Consider the following 19,028-nt stretch of genomic DNA (forward strand, 5'->3'; position numbering starts at 1 on the left):
TCGCGATGCCCACATTGTTCCGGTTTCTTTTCGTTTGCGGCATGATCGCCGGCGTCATCTACGGCGTCATGTTCGCGCTCGTGCTGTTCGTGGAGCCACGCGAGCGTGATGTCACGGTGCGTATTCCTTCCGAACGGCTGAACCCGGCACAGCAGACCCAGAAACAGGCCGAGCAATAATGGCCCGCGATCTCAGCCGGGCGCGGATCGAAGCCTTCCTGGAAATGATGAGCGCCGAGCGCGGCGCAGCCGCCAATACGCTGTCATCCTACGAACGCGACCTCGACGACCTCCATGGCTTCCTGGCCGGCCAACAGGTGCGGCTCGATGCCGCCACGCCCGTCGATCTGCGCGCCTATATCGCCCATCTCGCCGGCCAGGGTTTCAAAGCAACCTCGCAGGCGCGGCGCCTGTCGGCGATGCGGCAGTTCTACAAGTTCCTTTATGCCGAAGGACTGCGCGGCGACGATCCGACCGGCGTGCTCGACACGCCGAAGAAAGCCCGCAGCCTGCCGAAGATCATGAGCGTCGAGGAGGTCACCCGCCTGCTGTCACTGGCGGAAGCCGAGGCGCAACTGCCGGGCGGCGACCGGCTGGGGCGACTCCGGATGCTCGCCCTCCTCGAACTGCTCTACGCCACCGGCATGCGCGTCAGCGAACTGGTGTCGCTTCCCGCCCGCGTGCTCGACCAGGAGGGCCGGTTCCTCAGCGTACGCGGCAAGGGCAACAAGGAACGGCTGGTGCCGCTGTCGAAAGCCGCCATCGCAGCGCTGAAGGTCTATGGAACGGAGAAGGCTGCCGACGCCGCGGCGGCGGGCCAACCCAACGACAGCGCCTTCCTCTTTCCTTCCGCCGGCAAACTCGGCTACCTGCCGCGCCAGGTCTTCGCCCGCGATCTCAAGGATCTTGCCATCCGTGCCGGCTTGACGCCGTCGAAAATATCACCGCATGTGATGCGCCACGCCTTCGCCAGCCACCTGTTGCAGAATGGGGCAGATCTGCGCGTTGTGCAGGAACTTCTCGGACATTCCGACATTTCCACGACACAAATCTATACGCATGTACTGGATGAAAGGCTGCGGCAGCTGGTTCAAACGCACCACCCTCTTGCCAAACAGGCCAAAAAACGGGATTAGACCCGGGCAATGGGGAAAAATCCCCGAAACGCCGCCCGGACGATCAATCGGAAACGGAACACATGCACAATTATCTCGACTTCGAAAAACCTATTTCCGATCTTGAGGGCAAAATCCACGAGCTGAAGAAACTGGCGACGGAAGACGAGAGCATCGACACCTCCGACGAGATCGGGCGGCTGGAAGTGCGCGTCCGTGAAGCGACGGTGGAGATCTACTCGAAGCTGAACCCGTGGCAGAAGACGCAGGTTGCCCGCCATCCGCAGCGCCCGCATTTCATCGACTACGCCAATGCGCTGTTCGACGAGTTCACGCCGCTTGCTGGCGACCGCAAGTTTTCCGAGGACGCGGCGATCCAGGCGGGCCTCGCCCGCTTCAACGGCCAGCCCGTCGCGGTCATCGGCCAGGAAAAAGGCAACGACACCAAGTCGCGCATCAAGCACAATTTCGGCAGCGCCCGGCCGGAAGGTTACCGCAAGGCGATCCGCGTCATGGAAATGGCCGACCGCTTCGGCCTGCCGATCATCACGCTGATCGACACGGCCGGTGCCTATCCGGGCGTCGGCGCCGAAGAACGCGGCCAGGCGGAAGCCATCGCCCGCTCGACGGAAATGTGCCTGAACGTCAAGGTGCCGATCATCTCCGTCGTCGTCGGCGAAGGCGGCTCGGGCGGCGCCATCGCCGTTGCCACCGGCAACCGCGTCTATATGCTCGAACATTCGATCTACAGCGTGATCTCGCCGGAAGGTGCTGCCTCGATCCTCTGGCGCGATTCCACCCGCGCCCGCGAGGCGGCGACGGCGATGAAGATCACCGCGGAAGACCTGAAGCAGCTCGGCATCATCGACGGCATCATTCCCGAGCCGATCGGCGGCGCGCATCGCGATCCCGAAACCGTGATCGCCGCCACCGGCGAGATGATCGACATCGCGCTTGGCGAGCTTTCGTCGCGGTCCGGAGAGCAGCTGCGCAACGAGCGCCGGCAGAAATTCCTCAATATCGGCCGCAACCTCTGAGATTCTTTGCTGCGGCGCGAAAATCAGCCAAATCTTGGCCATAATCATGCCTGTTAGCTGTGGTGCCTTTCAAGGGGCGGTGGCATAGGCAGGTAAGCTTTTGTCAAGTATAAGCACCTATGATTCTGTTTACTTTCCATTAAACAGATCCGGAGATGGATCTGACGGGTCGTGAGCTTTGTAATGCGCATCAGAAATTTCGTGCTTTTCTCCATGATGGCGGCGGCGCTTGCCGGCTGCAACGATACGCTCGACAGCGCCACGACCGACCTGTCCAGCGTCAAGGACAAGGTGCAGCATCCGCTTTCCCAGAAGATCGTTGCGGACATGCGCGCCAAGGGCATGAACCAGAACTCGCCGATCATGATGCGCATCTTCAAGGAAGAAGGCGTCCTGGAGATCTGGAAGGCGAAGACCGACAACCGCTTCGACAAGATCAAGGAATACAAGATCTGCGCCTGGTCCGGCAAACTCGGGCCGAAGGTCAAGGAAGGCGACCGGCAGGCGCCGGAAGGTTTCTACAACCTCACGCCGGCGCACCTCAATCCGAACTCGAAATATTACCTGGCGATCAACACCGGCTTTCCCAACCGGTTCGACCAGGCCAACCGCCGCAACGGCACGAACCTGATGATCCACGGCGCCTGTTCGTCGTCGGGTTGTTATTCGATGACCGACGAGCAGGTTCTGGAAATCTACGCCTTTGCCCGCGACGCCTTCAAGGGCGGCCAGACGAGCGTGCAGCTGCAGGCTTTCCCCTTCCGGATGACCGCCGAAAACATGGCGCGCCATCGCTACAGCGAACATTCCGATTTCTGGAAGATGCTGAAGGTCGGCTACGACAACTTCGAGGTCACCAAGCGGCCGCCCGAGGTCAATGTCTGCGAGAAGAAATACGTCTTCAACCAGCAGGCCGACGGATCGTTCAACCCTGCCGGCGCCTGCCCGCAGATGACGACGCCGGCTGCCCTGCAGGCCGCGCTTTCCAGCTACAACAAGACCTACGACGCCGCCTACGCCAAGGCGCTGCGCAAATATGACGGCATGGTCTGGTACGATCCGACCGAAGCCGAACGCAAGGCGCTGGTCGCCAACCTGCGCAAGGGCCGCGAACTCGCCTATGCGCCGACCGGCTCGGCTCTCGAAGCCGGAAAGCTGATGAAGCTCAACGAATACCAGGAAAAGCTGACCCAGCAGGACGCAAAGACGGCGACGGCGGCGATCAGCAACCAGACCGGCAGCCGCACCCAGACCACGGCCACGACGCAGACCGGCGGCAATGCCACCGCGCAGACGGTCAAGGCGGACGAAACCAAAACCACCGAGACGGCAACCGTACCCATTCCGGTGCAGAATCCCAATACCGTGGCCCAGGAAACCGTGCAGACGCAGGATCAGGCGGTCGGCAAGCCGTTCTGGAAGTTCTGGTGAGCCAGGCCACGGTCGAGACCTACGATCTCAAGGGGCTGAAATGCCCCTTGCCCGTGCTAAAGACGAAACGCCGTATCGGCCGGCTGAAACAGGGCGACGAACTCGTGGTCGAAACCACCGATCCGCTGGCCGTCATCGACATCACGCATTTCTGCAACCAGGACGGCCATGCGCTGCTGGAAACGGTGAAAACCGAAACCGGCCACCGTTTCCATATCCGCAAGGGCTGAGCCGGAGAGGCACAGCTATATTTTAAAATCGCATCCCCGGCACCGCCAGCGGATTGTCTTCGAGCGCTGCCCGGTCGGGCCGGTCGATGCGCACCTTGCCGGTGAAGGCGTCGAAGAGATCCCGGATAAAGTCCTCGGCCAGATCCTTGGTGATCAGTACCATGCGCGTGCGGCGATCCTCCGGGTCCGGCCAGGCGGCCAGGCGCACCGGCGGATGGAAGACGCTCTGGACGCCATGCAGCACTAGCGGCTTCTCCGGCCGGTCGCTCGTCGCCACGATCGCCTTCATCCGCAACAGCCGCTCGCCATGCGCCGAACGCAAGAGGTCGATGAACATCTCCAGCGCCATGGGATCGATCGGCCGGTCGTGGACGATCGAGAAGGATCGGATGTTGTCGCCATGCCGCGTGATGTCATGGTGATGATGGCCGTGATCATGGTGATGTTCATGATCATGATGGTGGTCGTGTCCATGTCCATGATCGTGATGATGATGATGATGATGATCTTCGCTGATCGACTCGTCGCGCAGCCAGCGATCGACATCAGCGATCTTGCCGGAGACGTCATAGAGGCCGTTGATCAGGATTGCCGCCTTGCCGGCGTCCTCGCTGTCGCCGTCCATGATCGGTGCCCGCGGGTTGAGCAGCCGCAGCTGTTCCGCCAGCGAAGAGACGGTGGCCGCATCGGCCAGCGATGCCTTGGCGAGGATCAGCCGGTCGGCCACCGCCGCCTGCTTGCGCGCCTCGATATGGTTGTCGAGCGTCGACAGGCCGTTGGCCGCATCGACGACGGTCACCACGCCATCCAATTCGAAATCCTGGGCGATCACCGGATTGCCCATCACCGACTGCATCACTGGCGCCGGATCGGCCAGCCCGGTGGTTTCGATCACCACCCGCTTCAGCGGCTTGAGGCGGCCGGTCTGCATGCCGTCCATCAGCATCGCCAGCGTATCGACCAGTTCGCCGCGCACGGTGCAGCACAGGCAGCCATCCGACAGTTCGATGATCGAATCGTCGGAGGATTCCACCAGCAGGTGGTCGATACCGACTTCACCGAATTCGTTGATGATGACGGCCGTATCCGTGAGGCCCGGGTCCTTGAGGATCCGGTTTAAAAGCGTCGATTTACCCGCACCGAGAAAACCGGTCAGGATCGACACCGCGATTTTTTCGCGTGGCTGGCTCATGGTTGTTCCTGTTGGCTCAGAAGGTCGGCCGCGGGATCGGGATCGGCACGTTGGCAATCTCACCCTTGCCCGCTTTTGTCGGCTTCGCATCGCTGCCGGGGATGAGGCCGGCAAAGACGAAATTGGGCTGGCGCGTCATCTCATGGATATAGGGCGAATTCATCTTCATCCGCCCCGCCTCGTCGCGCCCTTCGCTGCGAACCTTACCGGCCTTGGCGTTGCAGATCTCCTCGCTGATATCGGCCACCACGTCGCGGTCGGCGCCGTAGGGCTGCAGCGTCCGCAGCGTGAGGTTGCCCTTCGAAGGCGTCGTCAGCGCCCGCTGCAGCAGGTCGGCGGAAACGTCGGCGCGGGCGCCGAGGCTCTCCGTACCGAGCACGACCGAAACCACCGAGCGGCCGTTGCGTGTCGCCGAGGATACCTGGTTGAAGCCGGAGGCGCAGATGAAGCCGGTCTTCATGCCGTCGGCGCCATCGAAACGGCCGATCAGCAGGTTATAGTTCGGATAGTTCTTCTTGCCCGTGGTAAAACCTTCGATCGAGAAGAAGCCGGCATATTCCGGAAACTCGCGCTTGATCGCCACCGTCAGCACGGCAAGGTCGCGGGCCGTGGTATATTGCCCCTTGCCCGGCAGGCCGTTGGGATTGATGAAGCGGGTCGACGACATGCCGAGCTCGCGGGCATTCTGGTTCATTCGATCGACAAAAGCCTCCTGCGAGCCGCCGACGCTTTCGGCAATCGCCACGGCGACGTCGTTGGCCGACTTGATCAGCAGGATCTTTAGCGCGCTGTCGAGCGTCATCTGCTGGCCGGGCTTGTAATACATCTTGCTCGCCGGCTGGGCGGCGGCACGCTTGCTCATCGTCACCAGGCTTTCCATCGTCATCTGCCCGGAACGCACGGCCTCGAAGGCCGTGTAGGCGGTCATCAGCTTGGTCAGCGAGGCGGGATACCAGCGGCGGAAGGCATCTTCATGATCCAGCACCCGGCCGGTCTCGACATCGACGACGATGCGCGGATTGGCAACGACGGGTTGCGCTGCCATCAGCAGTGCGGCGGATACCGCAAGAATGGCGGCAGGCAAACGAACGGTGGTCGTGGTCACGGCAAATCCTCGAATTGTCCGGAATGATCTCGTCACTGCCGGTTATTTACCTTATATGGCTAAGCAATGGCAAAGGTCATTGATTACGTCAATTATCGCGGCCACATTCCACACCGGCCCTCGCCCGCACCTTACGCATTCGCAGTCACAGGAACAGCCTCATGCCCATTTTGAACCGTGCCGCAGACCTCCAGGACGAAGTGACGGAATGGCGGCGCCACATCCACACCCGGCCGGAACTGATGTTCGACGTCGAGAATACCGCAGCTTTTGTCGCGGAAAAACTCAAGGAATTCGGTGTTGACGAGATCGTGACCGGCATCGGCCGTACCGGCGTCGTCGGCCTCATCCGCGGCCGCGGCGACAGCAAGCGCGCCATCGGCCTGCGCGCCGACATGGACGCGCTGCCGCTGACGGAGATTTCCGGCAAACCCTGGGCCTCGACGACACCCGGCAAGATGCATGCCTGCGGCCATGACGGTCACACCGCCATGCTTCTGGGCGCGGCAAAATATCTCGCCGAATCGCGCAATTTCACCGGCAATGTCGCCGTCATCTTCCAGCCCGCCGAAGAAGGCGGCGGCGGCGGCCGGCTGATGGTCGAAGACGGCATGATGGAGCGCTTCGGCATCGAGGAAGTCTATGGCATGCACAACATGCCCGGCCTGCCGGTCGGCGCCTTCGCGATCCGCAAAGGCCCGATCATGGCATCGACGGACGAGTTCACCATCACCGTGAAAGGCCGCGGCGGCCACGCGGCGCAGCCGCACGGCACCATCGATCCGATCGCCATCGGCGCGCAGATCGTCACCAACCTGCAGCAGATCGTCTCGCGCACCGCCAATCCGTTGCGGTCGATGGTCGTCTCGGTGACGAAGTTCAACGCCGGTTTCGCCTACAACGTCATTCCCAACGATGCGACGATCGGCGGCACCGTGCGGACCCTGACACCCGAGGACCGCGAACTTGCCGAACGTCGCATCGGTGAGATCGTCGCCGGTGTTTCCGCCGCGCATGGCGCCGAAGGATCTGTCGCCTATCACCGCAACTATCCGGTCACGTTCAATCATGCGCGCGAGACCGACTATGCAGCCGACAGTGCTCGCGCCATCGGCGGCGATGACAATGTCAATGTCGAGGTGGACCCGATGATGGGCGGCGAGGATTTTTCCTACATGCTGAACGCCCGGCCCGGCGCATTCATCTTCATCGGCAACGGCGACAGCGCCGGCCTGCACAATCCGGCCTACGACTTCAACGACGAGGCAATCGCCCACGGCATCTCCTACTGGGTCAAGCTCGCCGAACAGCGCCTGACGGCCTGACCGCACCGGCTCCGCGACAGTGCAAACACACCTCGACCCGGATGCAGGGGACATCCGGGCCGGGCGTGGGAGGTCTATGGGATCAGCTGCCGTGGATCAGTGGCAGACGCGGATCTTCTTGATGTAGAGATTGCCGTAATAATCGTACTTGCGGATCTTCTTGATGAAGCAGCTCGGACGGTAGTCGTAGCTGTCGTAGGACTGCTCATAGCCACCATAGTAGCCGCCGGCGAAGGACGGTGCGGCAAACGAAACGACGAGGGTGGCGGCAGCAGCGGCGGAGAGAAGGAAGTTGCGCATGTTCGGCTCCTATTGTTCGGTTGTTGGCTTCGGTGGATCGGTTTGTTTGTCTCTGTGGATGTGTTCGTCTCATCCAGTGACCCGACTATGCCACCGCTTCCCGAACCGCGCTGTTCCGGCCGGAACAGGGTGTTTGCGATGAGGATCCGGTGAGACGGCAATGACGTCCCGTGCAGGTTGAAATGCACCATGCGTCCCGTTCTCATCGACAATGCGATGTCGCCGGCCTTCAAAACCCGGCCTGAAATTTGGTGTCTTCTGCTTTCCCTCGAAAGGGAAAATTCTCTCCCGTTTTGACACGATTGCACACTTCAAGCTGCTGCGCCCTCTTCGGGTGCATTCGCCGAGTTGCGCCTGCTGGCTCGGTCACCTGATCCACTGTTAGCCCGACCGGCACGCAAAAACACCTCGACCCGGATGCAGGGAACATCCGGGCCGAGGGTGGAGGTCTATGGGATCAGCTGCCGTGGATCAGTGGCAGACGCGGATCTTCTTGATGTAGAGATTGCCGTAATAATCGTACTTGCGGATCTTCTTGATGAAGCAGCTCGGACGGTAGTCGTAGCTGTCGTAGGACTGGTGATACCCACCATAGTAGCCGCCGGCAAAGGACGGTGCGGCAAACGAAACGACGAGGGTGGCGGCAGCAGCGGCGGAGAGAAGGAAGTTGCGCATGTTCGGCTCCTATTGGTTCGGGTTGTTGATTTCGGTGGATCGGTTTGTCTGTCTCTGTGGATGTGTTCGTCTCATCCAGTGACCCGACTATGCCACCGCTTCCCGAACCGCGCTGTTCCGGCCGGAACAGGCTGCCGCTGCAAACAAAAACGCCCGGAAGCCAAGGCTCCCGGGCGAGTTCATTTCGATGTGGCTGAGGCTTACTGCCAGCTCTTCACCAGCTCGTCGTAGTTGACGGTGAGCGGCTTTTCTTTTTCGTTCTCGATCTTCAGCTGCGGTGCAAGGTTGCCCTTGGCGACGGCATCCTTGTTCCAGTATTCGAGGTCATGCTCTTCGGCGAGCTTCGGACCAATATCGCCCTGGACGCCGGCACGTTCGAGGCGCTGCAGCACCTTTTCCTGCTCGGCGCACAGCGAGTCCATCGCTTCCTGCGCGGTCTTGGCACCCGACGACGCATCGCCGATCGCCTGCCACCACAGCTGTGCCAGCTTCGGATAGTCCGGGATGTTCGTACCGGTCGGCGACCACTGAACGCGGGCCGGCGAACGGTAGAACTCGATCAGACCGCCGAGTTTCGGCGCACGATCGGTGAAGGACTGATGGCGGATCGACGATTCGCGGATCAGCGTCAGACCGACGTGGCTCTTCTTGACGTCAATCGTCTTGGAAACGACGAACTGGGCGTAAAGCCATGCAGCCTTGGCGCGGTCATCCGGCGTCGACTTCAAGAGCGTCCAGGACCCGACGTCCTGGTAACCGAGCTTCATGCCGTCTTTCCAATAGACGCCATGCGGCGACGGAGCGAAACGCCACTTCGGCGTGCCATCGGCATTGACCACCGGCAAGCCTTCCTTCACGAACGCGGCGGTAAACGCCGTGTACGTGAACATCTGCTGGGCGACTTCGCCCTGTCCCGGTACCGGACCGGATTCACCGAAGGTCATGCCCTGAGCGGCAGCCGGAGCATAGGCCTTCAACCAGTCGAGATATTTCTGGATGGCGTAGACGGAAGCCGGACCGTTGGTATCGCCGCCGCGAGCGACGCACGAACCGACGGGACGCGACTTCTCATCGACCTTGATGCCCCATTCATCGACCGGCAGACCGTTCGGAATGCCTTTGTCGCCGTTGCCGGCCATCGACAGCCAGGCGTCGGTGAAGCGCCAGCCGAGCGACGGGTCCTTCTTGCCGTAGTCCATGTGACCATAGACCTTCTTGCCGTCGATCTCGCGGCCGGTGAAGAACTCGGCGATATCTTCGTAAGCCGACCAGTTGACCGGAACGCCGAGGTCGTAACCATACTTCGCCTTGAAGTCGGCCTTGTTCTTTTCGTCGTTGAACCAGTCGTAACGGAACCAGTAGAGGTTGGCGAACTGCTGGTCGGGCAGCTGGTAGAGATCGCCGTCCGGCGCGGTGGTGAATTTCAGGCCGATGAAGTCGTTGAGGTCGAGGCCGGGATTTGTCACGTCCTTGCCTTCGTTGGCCATCCACTTGGTCAGCGAGCGGGCCTGCTGGTAACGCCAATGGGTGCCGATCAGGTCCGAGTCGTTGACATAGGCGTCGTAGACGTTTTCGCCCGACTGCATCTGGGTCTGCAGCTTTTCGACGACGTCGCCTTCGCCGATCAGGTCGTGGGTGATCTTGATGCCGGTGATCGCGGTAAAGGCAGGCGCCAGGACCTTCGATTCATATTCATGGGTGGCGATCGTTTCCGAAACCACCTTGATTTCCATGCCGGCAAAAGGTTTTGCCGCATCGACGAACCATTGCATTTCCTTTTCCTGGTCGGCACGCGACAGGCTGGATGTCTCGCCGATTTCCTTATCCAGGAATGTCTTTGCCTCGTCCATGCCGGCGTATGCCGAACCGGTCAGAGCCAGCAGCATCGCTGCCGTCGTTGTCAAAAGATGCCGTCGCATGATCTTCCTCCCTAAGGTTGTTGCGATTGCAGTTTCCGTCCTCCAAAGGCAGCCGGAGGATACCGGCCACCCCTTATTCGCTTGCCTCAGACGGTCTTGAATACGCCGACGGCGTAGAGGACGCTGAGGGCAAGAGCCCACCACAGGTTGGGTCCGACAAGACCCAGCCATGCGAGATGAATGAATGCCGATCCGAGCAGCGAAATGAACAGCCGGTCGCCGCGCGTCGTCTCGAAGCGCAGGATGCCGATGCGCGGATGCCCGCCCGGTGAAAAATATTCCCACACCGCCATGCCGATCAGCAGGGCAAGAATGGTGATGAAAAACAGCGCCGTCGGCAGCGTCCAGGCCATCCAGGAAAAATTCATGGGATCAACCTCCTCTTAGACGCGACCGAGCGCGAAGCCCTTGGCGATGTAGTTTCGAACGAAATAGATGACCAAGGCGCCGGGAATGATGGTCAGGACACCGGCCGCCGCCAGCACGCCCCAATCCATGCCCGAGGCCGACACCGTGCGCGTCATGATCGCCGAGATCGGCTTGGCGGCCGTCGTCGTCAGCGTCCGGGCGAGCAGCAGTTCCACCCACGAGAACATGAAGCAGAAGAAGGCGGCGACACCGATGCCCGAGGCGATCAGCGGCATGAAGATCTTGACGAAGAAACGCGGGAACGAATAGCCGTCGATGTAAGCCGTTTCGTCGATCTCCTTCGGCACGCCGGACATGAAACCTTCGAGGATCCAGACCGCCAGCGGCACGTTGAAGAGGCAGTGGGCGATGGCGACGGCAATATGCGTGTCGATCAGGCCAAAGGCCGAATAGAGCTGGAAGAACGGCAGGGCGAAAACGGCCGGCGGCGCCATGCGGTTGGTCAAGAGCCAGAAGAACAGGTGCTTGTCGCCGAGGAAGCGATACCGCGAGAAGGCGTAGGCTGCCGGCAGCGCTGCTGCCACGGAGATCACCGTGTTCAAGCAGACATAGATGATCGAGTTGATGTAGCCGCTGTACCAGGAAGGGTCGGTGAAGATCACCGCGTAGTTCCGCAGCGTCGGGTTCATCGGCCACAGCGAGAAGGCGCCGGTGATTTCGGCGTTTTCCTTAAAGCTCATGTTGACCAGCCAGTAGATCGGCAGGAGCAGGAACAGGATGTAGATGGTCGGCACCAGGAAGGAGAGCTTTTCGCCGGTTGTCTTGTGGCTCATATTTGGTCTCCTTTCTTACTTGGCCGCGTCGCTGGAGGTCATGACGGTGTAGAACACCCATGACAGCAGCAGGATGATGAGGAAGTAGATGATCGACATGGCGGCCGCAGGACCGAGGTCGAACTGCCCGACCGCCATCTTGACGAGGTCGATCGACAGGAAGGTGGTGGAGTTGCCCGGACCGCCGCCGGTGACGACGAAGGGTTCGGTGTAGATCATGAAGCTGTCCATGAAGCGCAGCAGCACGGCGATCAACAGCACGCGATTCATCTTCGGCAATTGAATGTAGCGGAAGACGGACCAGCGCGAGGCACCATCGATCTTGGCGGCCTGGTAATAGGCATCCGGGATCGACACGAGGCCGGCATAGCAGAGCAGCACGACGAGGCTGGTCCAGTGCCAGACGTCCATGACGATGATGGTGATCCAGGCGGCAACAGGGCTCTGGACGTAATTGTAGTCGATGCCGATCGCTTCGAGCGTGTGACCCAAAAGGCCGATGTCGACGCGGCCGAAAATCTGCCAGATGGTGCCGACGACGTTCCACGGGATCAAGAGCGGGAGCGCCATCAGCACGAGGCACACCGGCACGCCCAGACCCTTCTTCGGCATGTTGAGCGCAATCAGGATGCCGAGCGGGATTTCGATCGCCAGGATGACCAGCGAGAAGATCAGGTTGCGCAGCAGCGCATCCCAGAACCGGTCGGAAGAGAGTATTTCGGAGAACCAGTCGGTGCCGGCCCAGAAGAACTCATTGTTGCCAAAGGTATCCTGCACCGAATAGTTGACGACCGTCATCAGCGGGATGACGGCGGAGAAGGCGACGAGCACCAGCACCGGCAGGACGAGAAACCAGGCCTTGTTGTTCCAGGTCTTTTCCATGATCTCAGGCCTCCCGACCGACACGCCAGCTGTCGGCGTAGATGCTGATGGCGGATGGATCGAAGCTGACGCGGGCGTCGGCCGGAATTTCGCCGTCCTCCGGCACGACGATGGCAACCGGATGTCCGGAGAAACGGGCGCGGACGATTTTCTGCCGGCCGATATCCTCGACCTTGGTCACTTCGATCGGCATGCCGTCGCGGCCGAGGCGGATGAATTCCGGGCGAATGCCGAGTTCGGTCTTCTTGGCCGTGCCGATTTTCGGCGCATAATCCAGGTGAAGGGTTTCGGCACCGATGGTAACAGCGCTGCCGTTGACGGCGGCCGGCAGCACGTTCATGCCGGGCGAGCCGATGAAATAGCCGACGAAGGTGTGGCTCGGCTTTTCGAACAATTCCGCCGGCGTGCCGATCTGCACGATTTGGCCGTCATACATGACGACGACCTTGTCGGCGAAGGTCAGGGCTTCCGTCTGGTCGTGCGTGACATAGACCATGGTGAAACCGAACTGGCGATGCAGCCGCTTCAACTGCGAGCGCAGCACCCATTTCATATGCGGGTCGATGACCGTCAGCGGCTCGTCGAACAGGATGGCGCTGACGTCGTTGCGCACCAGGCCGCGGCCGAGCGAAATCTTCTGCTTCTGGTCGGCCGTCAGGCCACGCGCCTTGCGGTTCGCCCAGCTCGTGAGGTCGATCATGTCGAGCGTGTCGCGAACACGTCGGTCGACCTCGGCTTCCGGCACATGGCGGTTGCGCAGCGGGAAGGCCAGGTTGTCGTAAACGGTCATGGTGTCGTAGATGACCGGGAACTGGAAGACCTGGGCGATGTTGCGCCGTTCCGTCGGCAGTTGCGTGACGTCCGTGCCGTCGAACAGGATGCGACCTTCCGATGGCGTCACCAGTCCGGAGATGATGTTGAGAAGCGTGGTCTTGCCGCAGCCGGAGGGACCCAGCAGCGCATAAGCGCCGCCGTCGTTCCATTCGTGATGCACTTCCTTCAGCGCATAATCGTTCGGCGAGGTGGGCTTTGGGCCGTAGGCGTGGCGGATATGGTCGAGTGTGATGCGTGCCATGGTTTTCTCCTCACGCCGCCTTGGCCGGCGCAGCGGCAATCGCCCTGCCATCGGTCGAAAAGGCCATCAGGTGACGGGTGTCGAGATAAACGTCGATTGCCTTGTCCGGCTCGATGTCGTGGATGCCATGTTCCAGCATCACCCAGCGGGCGCCGGCGAAATCCACGTGCACGAAACTTTCCGAGCCGGTGATTTCCGAAACCAGCGTGCGGACGCTGAGCCGCGCATTGCCGCTGTCGGTCGGCGCAAGCGCGAGGTGGTGCGGGTGAAACGCGACCGTCACCGGCCCGTCCGCCATGCCGGCGAGATGGGCAGGAACGGCAAAAGCCTCGGCATCATGCTTGAGGAAATGACCGTTCGATTTGACGACCTCGAGAATGTTCAGCGGCGGGTCGGCAAAAGTCTTGGCGGTGATCAGGTCGGTCGGCCGGCGATAGACGTCGATGGTCTTGTCGAACTGGGTGATCCGGCCCTCGCTGAGCGTCGCAGTGTGGCCGCCAAGCAGCAGCGCCTCGGATGGTTCGGTCGTGGCATAAACGAAGATGGCGCCTGAGGCGGCGAAGATGCGCGGCAATTCTTCGCGCAGTTCCTCGCGCAGCTTATAGTCGAGATTGGCGAGCGGCTCGTCGAGCAGCACGAGGCTGGCATTCTTGACGATGGCGCGTGCCAGTGCGGTGCGCTGCTGCTGGCCACCGGAAAGATTGAGCGGGGTACGATCGAGATAGGGCGTCAGCCGCAGCAATTCGGCCGCCTTGCGCACCTCGCGGTCGATGGTCGCCGCGTCCTTGCCGGAAATCCGCATCGGCGAGGCGATGTTTTCATAGACCGTCAGGGCCGGATAATTAATGAACTGCTGGTAGACCATGGCGACGTTGCGATCCTGCACACGCACACCGGTGACGTCCTTGCCATCGAAATGGATCGAGCCGCCGGTCGGCTTGTCCAGCCCGGCCATCAGCCGCATCAGCGAAGTTTTGCCGGACAGGGTCGGGCCGAGCAGGACGTTCAACGTCCCCCGTTCGAGAACGAGATCGCTCGGGCGAATGTGATATTCACCGCCGACCGTCTTCGACACATTGCGCAATTCGAGCATGAGCTCCTCAGGCCTCCTCCAAACCCAAAAATGACGTACCGACCTCTATCGGTCAGGCCGCAGACGATGCGGCCGCTCCCGTCATGTAATCCTCCAAAGCCGCCGCTTCCTCACGGGACAGATACAGTCCGCGCTTGGTGCGGCGCCACAACACGTCCTCGGCGTGCCGTGCCCATTCCTTCTCCATCAGCCAGCGGACCTCCACCTCATAGAGGTCGCTGCCGAAATGCCGGCCAAGATCGCCGGTCGCCTTGGCATTGCCAAGCAGCGCGGGAGCTTTCGTGCCGTAGAGCCGGACCAGCCGGCGTGCATGTTTTTCCGCCAGGAAAGGATAGGCGGACGACAGCTTGCGCACTTCCGCCTCGTATCCCGTCGCTGCAAAATCGCCGCCCGGCAGCGACGATTTCGCCGTCCAGGCCGGACCTTTTCCGCCGATCGCCTCGCCGATCTTTTCCAGCGCATGTTCGGCCAGCCGGCGATAGGTGGTAAGCTTGCCGCCGAAGACGTTGAGCAGCGGCGCTTCGCCCGAACCACCCTCGACCTTGAGCACGTAATCGCGCGTCGCTTCCTGCGCCTTCGACGCACCGTCGTCGAACAGCGGACGAACACCGGAATAGCTCCAGACGATGTCTTCGGGCCGCACCGGCTCGGCAAAATACTCGCTGGCGGCGCGGCAGAGATAGGCCGTTTCTTCTTCCGAGATCTTCACGTTGCGCGGATCGTCGGTGTAATCGCGATCCGTCGTGCCGATCAGGGTGAAATCGTTCTCGTAGGGAATGGCGAAGATGATGCGGTTGTCGGGGTTCTGGAAGAAGTAGGCGCGCGGATCGTCAAACTTGCGGCGCACGACGATGTGGCTGCCCTGCACCAGCCGGACATTGTGAACGTTGTTCTTGCCGACAGCGCCGGCGAGAACCTGGTCCACCCAGGGACCGGCGGCATTGACCAGCATGCGGGCGCGAACCCGGCGCGTGGCGCCGCTCTCGATGTCATTGACCTCGATGGTCCACGCACCCTGTTCGCGGCGGGCCGAGGTGACCTTGCTGCGGTTGAGGATCGTCGCGCCGCGATCGGCCGCGTCGCGGGCATTCAGCACCACCATGCGCGCATCGTCGACCCAGCCGTCGGAATATTCGAAGGCGCGGGTGAACAGCGGCTTCAGCGGCTTGCCGGCCGGGTCGCGGCGCATGTCGAGCGAGCGCGTCGCCGGCAAAAGCTTGCGGCCGCCGAGATGATCATAGAGGAAAAGGCCGAGCCGGATGAGCCAGGCCGGACGGATGCCGCCCTTGTGGAACGGCAGCACGAAACGCATCGGCCAGATGATGTGCGGCGCCATGGCCCACAAGATCTCGCGCTCCATCAGCGCCTCGCGCACCAGCCGGAATTCGTAATGTTCGAGATAACGCAATCCGCCATGGATCAGCTTGGTGGCGGCAGAAGAGGTGCCCGACGCAAAATCCTTCATTTCGGCCAGCGCGACCGAATAACCACGGCCGACGGCATCGCGGGCAATGCCGCAGCCGTTGATCCCGCCACCGATGACGAAAATATCGTACACCGCTTCTTCGGACAATTCCGTCTCCCCCCACTCCTATTTCGCACTGCACAATTTTGCGCATTTGCGAAAGTGAAATCAGTTAAAACGAAAACAACTCGAATGTCAAACGAATGAAAGAGAATCGAAAATTATTCTTCCGCGATATCTCGCGCCGTTTCGATCAACCGGACGTCGTGTTCGGCGCAGATGGCGTGAATGGACGTCAACGGACAACGGTCGGTAATGAATGTATCGACCTGCGAAAGGTGGCCGATCCGCACCGGCGCATTGCGATCGAACTTCGTCGAATCGGAAACAAGAATGACGTTTCGGGCATTGGCCATGATCGCCTGGGCGACTTTCACCTCGCGAAAATCATAGTCAAGCAACGCGCCGTCATGATCGATGGCGGAAGCGCCGATCACGGCATAGTCCACCTTGAACTGCTTGATGAAATCCACCGCCGCCTCGCCGACGATACCGCCATCGGAACCGCGCACCACGCCGCCGGCGATGACCACCTCGATGGAGGGAAAGATCCGTAAGCGGTTGGCAACATTTATATTATTGGTGATGACCATCAGTTCATGATGATCGAGAAGGGCCTCGCCCACAGCTTCGGTGGTGGTGCCTATATTGATGAAGAGCGAGGTATTGTTCGGAATCAGCGCCGCCGCCGCGCGGCCGATCGCCTGCTTTTCGGGAGCGGCGATGGAGCGGCGCGCTTCGTATTTGACGTTTTCGGTGCCGCTCGGGAAAATCGCCCCGCCGTGCACGCGCGTCAACGCGCGTCCTTCGCAGAGATCGTTCAGGTCCTTGCGGATGGTTTGCGGCGTCACCGAAAAGCGCACTGCCAGTTCTTCCACCAGCACTCGGCCCTCGACCTTGGCGATCTCCAGAATCTCCGACTGGCGTCCCGTCAGAAACATCGCTTCTCCCCCTTTTCATTTTCGTTTTTCTTCATAATAGGACAAAGCGAAAATAGCGCAATCCACGACTTTCATATTGCCGGGCGGCACGATGCCGGGCAATCTAGGGCAAGACAAGGAGGAGACCATGTTTCACCCAAAACTGTTCGAAGGCCGCAACGTCGTGGTCACCGGCGCCGGTCGTGGCATCGGGCTTGAAGTGGCGCGCCTGTTTCTCGATTGCGGTGCCCATGTGCTCGTCCATGTCGGCCGCACCCCCGGCGAGGCGCTACCCGATTTCCTTCTGGAAGCCCAGGCCGATCGCCGCGCCTTTCTGGTGGCGTCGGATTTTCTGGCGGAAGACGGTGTGGCGCAGTTTGCCTCCGCGGTGCAGGATCGTTTCGACGCGGTCCATGTGCTGGTCAACAATGCCGGGACGATGGTGGGCCGTTTTCCGGCCGACGAACTGACCGACGACCAGTACCAGACGGTGGTGCAGCTCAACCAGAACTCCGTCGTCGAACTGACGAGGGATCTCCTGCCGATGATGAAAAAGAACGGCGACGCCGCGATCGTCAACACCGTGTCGATCTCTGCGCTCACCGGCGGCAGTCCCGGCTCGGCGATCTATTCGGCGTCGAAAGCCTTCGTGTCCACCTATTCGAAGGCTTTGGCGCGGGAGCTGGCGCCTTCGGGCATCCGCGTCAACTGCGTCTCTCCCGGCACCATCGCCACGGACTTCCACGACCGCTACTCCTCGGCAGAAAAGCTGGAGGCGACCCGCAAGACGATACCCCTGCAGCGCCTCGGCACCCCGGAAGATTGTGCTCCGGCCTATCTGTTCCTCGCCGCCGGCAGCCTTTCCGGTTACATCACCGGGCAAGTGATCGAAATCAACGGCGGCCAGCTGATCTGCTGAAGTCTCCAGCGTTTATGTCCCCGCCCGGTTGGTCCGGCCTGCGAACTTTTGTATGAGGCGCCACGGGGAAGGCGAGGAAAGCGATGATCGACAAGCTGGAATATTTCATCGCGCTCGCCCGGGAACGGCATTTTGCCAGGGCGGCGGAAGAGCTCGGCATTTCGCAGCCGACGCTGTCGGCGGCAATCCGCCAGCTGGAGGGGCAGCTGGGCGTCATGCTGGTCATCCGCGGTTCGCGGTTCCAGGGCTTGACGCCGGAAGGCCAGCGCGTGCTGGAATGGGCGCGCCGCATCGTCGGCGATGCCCGCACCATGCGCGAGGAAATGCGCACGGCGCGAAAAGGTCTGTCCGGCCACATCCGGCTCGCCGCCATTCCGACGACGCTGTCCATGGTGCCGCGCCTGACGGCGCCGTTTCAGGAAAAACACCCTGATGTCACCTTCTCCGTCTTCTCCACCAATTCGCTGCAGATCCTCAGCCTGCTGGAAAACCTGGAGATCGATGCCGGCCTCACCTATCTCGAAAACGAACCGCTCGGCCGCGTCACCAGCGTGCCGCTTTATGCCGAACGCTATTGCCTGATCACCTCCAAGGGCGGGCCGTTTGCCGACCAGACCGAGGTGACTTGGACGCAGGCCGGCGATCTTCGGCTTTGCCTATTGACTGCGGACATGCAAAACCGCCGCATCATCAACCGCCATTTCGCCGAAGCGGGTGTGGATGTGAAGCCGACACTCGAATCCAACTCGATGATCGTGATCATTTCGCACGTGCGAACAGGACGCTGGTGCAGCATCATGCCACGAAATGTCGCCAAATCCTTCGGTTTTCCTGAGGAAATTAGTATAGTTTCCCTCATCGAACCGGAGCCGCATCACAGCATCGGCCTGGTCGCCACACATCGCGAACCCTTCACGCCACTCGTCTCCGCGCTGCTTCACGAGGCCAGAAACCTCGCAGAAACAGGCGTCGATTGATAGGAATTTTCTATCAATCGACGGAACTGGCTTATTGACGGTTTTTTTATTCCCTGAGACACTTTGAAGATGATGGTGCGGGGGCTGACAGGGTTCCGGTCCTCGCC

At 61.1% G+C, this 19,028-nt stretch carries 20 protein-coding genes; 8 read left to right on the plus strand and 12 right to left on the minus strand.

The genetic code is table 11. The features are described from left to right. Positions 1-5 precede the first annotated feature (5 nt). The 5 genes from ACSQ3I_RS08020 to ACSQ3I_RS08040 all read left to right on the plus strand — a co-directional run bounded on the left by ACSQ3I_RS08020 (position 6) and on the right by ACSQ3I_RS08040 (position 3,812). On the plus strand, positions 6-179 hold the full coding sequence (locus ACSQ3I_RS08020; protein ID WP_435997715.1) for a hypothetical protein: 174 nt from the start codon (positions 6-8) through the stop codon (positions 177-179). After that, positions 179-1,135, plus strand: coding sequence for a site-specific tyrosine recombinase XerD (xerD, locus tag ACSQ3I_RS08025; RefSeq protein ID WP_435997717.1), 957 nt, complete (start codon positions 179-181; stop codon positions 1,133-1,135). The genes ACSQ3I_RS08020 and xerD overlap by 1 nt, the downstream gene beginning before the upstream one ends. A gap of 62 nt (positions 1,136-1,197) precedes the next feature. Next, on the plus strand, positions 1,198-2,151 hold the full coding sequence (locus ACSQ3I_RS08030; RefSeq protein ID WP_435997719.1) for an acetyl-CoA carboxylase carboxyltransferase subunit alpha: 954 nt from the start codon (positions 1,198-1,200) through the stop codon (positions 2,149-2,151). 183 nt (positions 2,152-2,334) lie between these two features. Continuing rightward, positions 2,335-3,582 (plus strand): L,D-transpeptidase family protein, encoded by a 1,248-nt coding sequence (locus ACSQ3I_RS08035; protein WP_435997721.1) that lies wholly within the window; start codon positions 2,335-2,337, stop codon positions 3,580-3,582. Beyond that, complete coding sequence (locus tag ACSQ3I_RS08040; protein WP_435997723.1) at positions 3,579-3,812, plus strand: sulfurtransferase TusA family protein; 234 nt, start codon at positions 3,579-3,581, stop codon at positions 3,810-3,812. Before ACSQ3I_RS08035 ends, ACSQ3I_RS08040 begins: the two co-directional genes overlap by 4 nt. Positions 3,813-3,834: 22 nt before the next feature. Here the strand turns inward: ACSQ3I_RS08040 and ACSQ3I_RS08045 are convergent, their stop codons facing one another. Beyond that, a complete protein-coding gene (locus ACSQ3I_RS08045) occupies positions 3,835-5,004 on the minus strand; it encodes a CobW family GTP-binding protein (protein ID WP_435997725.1) in 1,170 nt (389 codons plus the stop codon). A 16-nt stretch (positions 5,005-5,020) separates the two neighbouring features. Continuing rightward, the gene (locus ACSQ3I_RS08050) at positions 5,021-6,049 is read right to left on the minus strand and encodes a D-alanyl-D-alanine carboxypeptidase family protein (RefSeq protein ID WP_435998319.1); all 1,029 of its coding nucleotides are present in this window, start codon (positions 6,047-6,049) and stop codon (positions 5,021-5,023) included. Positions 6,050-6,270: 221 nt separating this feature from the next. On the opposite strand from ACSQ3I_RS08050, the gene ACSQ3I_RS08055 reads away from it, so the two are divergent. Further along, complete coding sequence (locus ACSQ3I_RS08055) at positions 6,271-7,434, plus strand: M20 aminoacylase family protein (RefSeq protein ID WP_435997726.1); 1,164 nt, start codon at positions 6,271-6,273, stop codon at positions 7,432-7,434. 96 nt (positions 7,435-7,530) lie between these two features. Here ACSQ3I_RS08055 and ACSQ3I_RS08060 read toward each other — a convergent pair whose 3' ends face one another. The 10 genes from ACSQ3I_RS08060 to ACSQ3I_RS08105 all read right to left on the minus strand — a co-directional run bounded on the left by ACSQ3I_RS08060 (position 7,531) and on the right by ACSQ3I_RS08105 (position 17,046). Further along, on the minus strand, positions 7,531-7,734 hold the full coding sequence (locus ACSQ3I_RS08060) for a hypothetical protein (protein ID WP_435997728.1): 204 nt from the start codon (positions 7,732-7,734) through the stop codon (positions 7,531-7,533). A gap of 471 nt (positions 7,735-8,205) precedes the next feature. After that, positions 8,206-8,409, minus strand: coding sequence for a hypothetical protein (locus ACSQ3I_RS08065; protein ID WP_435997730.1), 204 nt, complete (start codon positions 8,407-8,409; stop codon positions 8,206-8,208). Positions 8,410-8,609: 200 nt separating this feature from the next. Continuing rightward, complete coding sequence (locus ACSQ3I_RS08070; protein ID WP_435997732.1) at positions 8,610-10,328, minus strand: ABC transporter substrate-binding protein; 1,719 nt, start codon at positions 10,326-10,328, stop codon at positions 8,610-8,612. Between the two features lie 86 nt (positions 10,329-10,414). Beyond that, positions 10,415-10,696, minus strand: coding sequence for a DUF2160 domain-containing protein (locus tag ACSQ3I_RS08075; protein WP_435997733.1), 282 nt, complete (start codon positions 10,694-10,696; stop codon positions 10,415-10,417). A 15-nt stretch (positions 10,697-10,711) separates the two neighbouring features. Next, on the minus strand, positions 10,712-11,530 hold the full coding sequence (locus tag ACSQ3I_RS08080; RefSeq protein ID WP_435997735.1) for a carbohydrate ABC transporter permease: 819 nt from the start codon (positions 11,528-11,530) through the stop codon (positions 10,712-10,714). Between the two features lie 15 nt (positions 11,531-11,545). Next, complete coding sequence (locus ACSQ3I_RS08085; RefSeq protein WP_435997737.1) at positions 11,546-12,412, minus strand: carbohydrate ABC transporter permease; 867 nt, start codon at positions 12,410-12,412, stop codon at positions 11,546-11,548. A gap of 4 nt (positions 12,413-12,416) precedes the next feature. Beyond that, positions 12,417-13,487: an ABC transporter ATP-binding protein gene (locus ACSQ3I_RS08090; RefSeq protein WP_435997738.1), complete on the minus strand. Its 1,071-nt coding sequence runs from the start codon at positions 13,485-13,487 to the stop codon at positions 12,417-12,419. 10 nt (positions 13,488-13,497) lie between these two features. Next, on the minus strand, positions 13,498-14,580 hold the full coding sequence (locus ACSQ3I_RS08095; protein WP_435997739.1) for an ABC transporter ATP-binding protein: 1,083 nt from the start codon (positions 14,578-14,580) through the stop codon (positions 13,498-13,500). Between the two features lie 52 nt (positions 14,581-14,632). Further along, positions 14,633-16,153, minus strand: a complete 1,521-nt coding sequence (gene glpD / locus ACSQ3I_RS08100) for a glycerol-3-phosphate dehydrogenase (RefSeq protein WP_435997741.1) — start codon at positions 16,151-16,153, stop codon at positions 14,633-14,635. Positions 16,154-16,266: 113 nt separating this feature from the next. Beyond that, positions 16,267-17,046 (minus strand): DeoR/GlpR family DNA-binding transcription regulator, encoded by a 780-nt coding sequence (locus ACSQ3I_RS08105; protein ID WP_435997743.1) that lies wholly within the window; start codon positions 17,044-17,046, stop codon positions 16,267-16,269. 127 nt (positions 17,047-17,173) lie between these two features. Here ACSQ3I_RS08105 and ACSQ3I_RS08110 point away from each other — a divergent pair, with 127 nt between their 5' ends. Then, positions 17,174-17,944 (plus strand): SDR family NAD(P)-dependent oxidoreductase, encoded by a 771-nt coding sequence (locus tag ACSQ3I_RS08110; RefSeq protein WP_435997745.1) that lies wholly within the window; start codon positions 17,174-17,176, stop codon positions 17,942-17,944. Between the two features lie 83 nt (positions 17,945-18,027). Next, positions 18,028-18,921, plus strand: coding sequence for a LysR family transcriptional regulator (locus tag ACSQ3I_RS08115; protein WP_435997747.1), 894 nt, complete (start codon positions 18,028-18,030; stop codon positions 18,919-18,921). Positions 18,922-19,028: the final 107 nt, after the last annotated feature.

The organism is Rhizobium sp. LjRoot30 (assembly GCF_964253915.1).
Taxonomy (GTDB): domain Bacteria; phylum Pseudomonadota; class Alphaproteobacteria; order Rhizobiales; family Rhizobiaceae; genus Metarhizobium.